Genomic DNA, 1864 nt, shown 5'->3' with positions numbered 1-1864 from the left:
CCTTTTCAGTGAACTCGTGTTGCCTTCCGCTATCCGCAGGGCGTCGGCGATCGCGTGGTGAAAATTTCGGGGCTCAATGACACGGCCTACTCACTTGCTGTCTACGCTTCACAGCGGCGGTTGCCCGACGCTGCGCAAGACTCGCTACCGGCTGGCGGCTACCCTTGGCCGGGTGGGAATTTCACCCACTGGGGTTCAACTCACCCTTTCTGCAGGCCCTGGCCTGCTCCCAGATGACCAAGCTTTGCCTGGCGCACGCGGATGGTATCCTCTTGAAAATTCAGTGTGTTCCGCCAAGAACCTGATCCAAGGGAGCCATCCACTATGGGTGAAAGCCTATCCACCTGGACGCCCTCGTGCAACGGCTCTGTCCGTGTCGAGCTGAGCGGCCACCGCACCACCAGCGACAGCGGCACTTTGTTGCTGCGCGAAGCCCTCGACAGTAGCGGCGTGATCGAGGCGCTCGGCGACAACCTGGTCGATGCGCGTCATCCGCTGCGCATTCGCCACTCGCTGACCAGCCAGATACGCACTCTGGTGCTGCAGCGGGCGATGGGCTGGATCGATCTCAGCGATACCGACATGCTGCGCCGTGATCCGCTCTGGCAGCTGGCCTGCAGCGATGCGCGCGGGGTGACACCACTGGCACAGGAGCGGCCGTCTCAAGCCACGTTGTCCCGGCTGCTGACCTGCCTGGGGCACAACGACAACATCGATGTCGTGCACGAAGGCCTGCTGCGGCTGGTGCTCTGGCGCCTGACCTCGCTGAAGAACGGCGAGCGCCCCAAGCAGCTGACGCTGGACATCGACGGCCTGCCGATCGAGGTCCACGGTCACCAAGGTGGCTCGGCCTACCATGGCCTTTACGGTACCCGCATCTACTCGCCGCTGGTCGCCTCGCTGGCCGAAACAGGCGACATGGTCGGTGGCCTGCTACGCGAGGGCAACGCCGGCCCGGCTGAGAATGCCGATACATGGATCCCCCATCTGGTGACGCGGCTCAACGAGAGCACTGGCGCCCAGGTTCGGGTGCGCATCGATGCCGGATTCACCGACAACGACACGCTGGAGGCGCTGGAAGAGCGCGACATCGAGTATCTGGGCCGGTTACGCAGCCACAAGGGCCTGCAAAAATTGGCGGCGCCCTACCTGAAGCGGCCCCGCGGCCGACCGCCTGAACAGCCTCGAGAATGGTGCCATGACCTTGAGTACCAAGCCGGTTCCTGGCCGGCACCACGGCGCGTCGTGCTGGTCGTGCAGGAGCGCCCCGATGACCTGCTGCTGCATGCCTTCTTCCTGGTCACCAACCTCGGCAAGTTCGACTGGCCGCCGGAGAAGGTCCTGGCGCTCTATCGCAAGCGCGGGAGCGCCGAGGCCCACATGGGCGAGGTGAAGTCGGCGCTGGATGTGCACCTGTCGTCGACGGATCGTGGTGCCTCCACGGTCCAGGATGTCATGGCCCGCAACGAGGTGAGCCTACTGCTGAGCCTCTACGCGTATCAGGTCCTGCATGGCCTGCGCTGCTTGCTGGTGCGTCAGACCCGACAGGGCTGGAGCCTGAGCCGGCTGCGCGAGCAGGTACTCAAGGTCGCAGCCACGCTGAAGCTGCACGCCCGGCGCATCACCGTTCACCTCGGCGATGCGGCTGACAAATGGTGGCCTGCCTTGCTGAAGGGGCTACCGAAACTGACCGCGCTAGGCTGACTCGTCGGCGATACCACCACCGATCCCTGCGCCAAGCAGCCCCACTTCGGCTGACGGTGACGGCTGCACGGATGAGGGCAATTCATTCCTGTAGGCTATAAGAAGAACTAAGATTTGCGCTTTTTTGCATATAACAGCGGGTTCTCATGCTGCCAACGCG

1 protein-coding gene is annotated in these 1864 nt (G+C 63.7%); it reads left to right on the top strand.

The genetic code is table 11. The features are described from left to right. Nucleotides 1-285: 285 nt before the first annotated feature. Complete coding sequence (locus KUW00_RS10165; RefSeq protein ID WP_409996286.1) at nt 286-1704, top strand: IS1380 family transposase; 1419 nt, start codon at nt 286-288, stop codon at nt 1702-1704. Nucleotides 1705-1864 lie beyond the last annotated feature (160 nt).

Source organism: Halomonas sp. DP5N14-9, assembly GCF_019802175.1.
GTDB lineage: Bacteria > Pseudomonadota > Gammaproteobacteria > Pseudomonadales > Halomonadaceae > Halomonas > Halomonas litopenaei.
The sequence above is the reverse complement of the archived record's forward strand: the minus strand, read 5'-3'. Positions and strand labels throughout refer to the sequence as shown.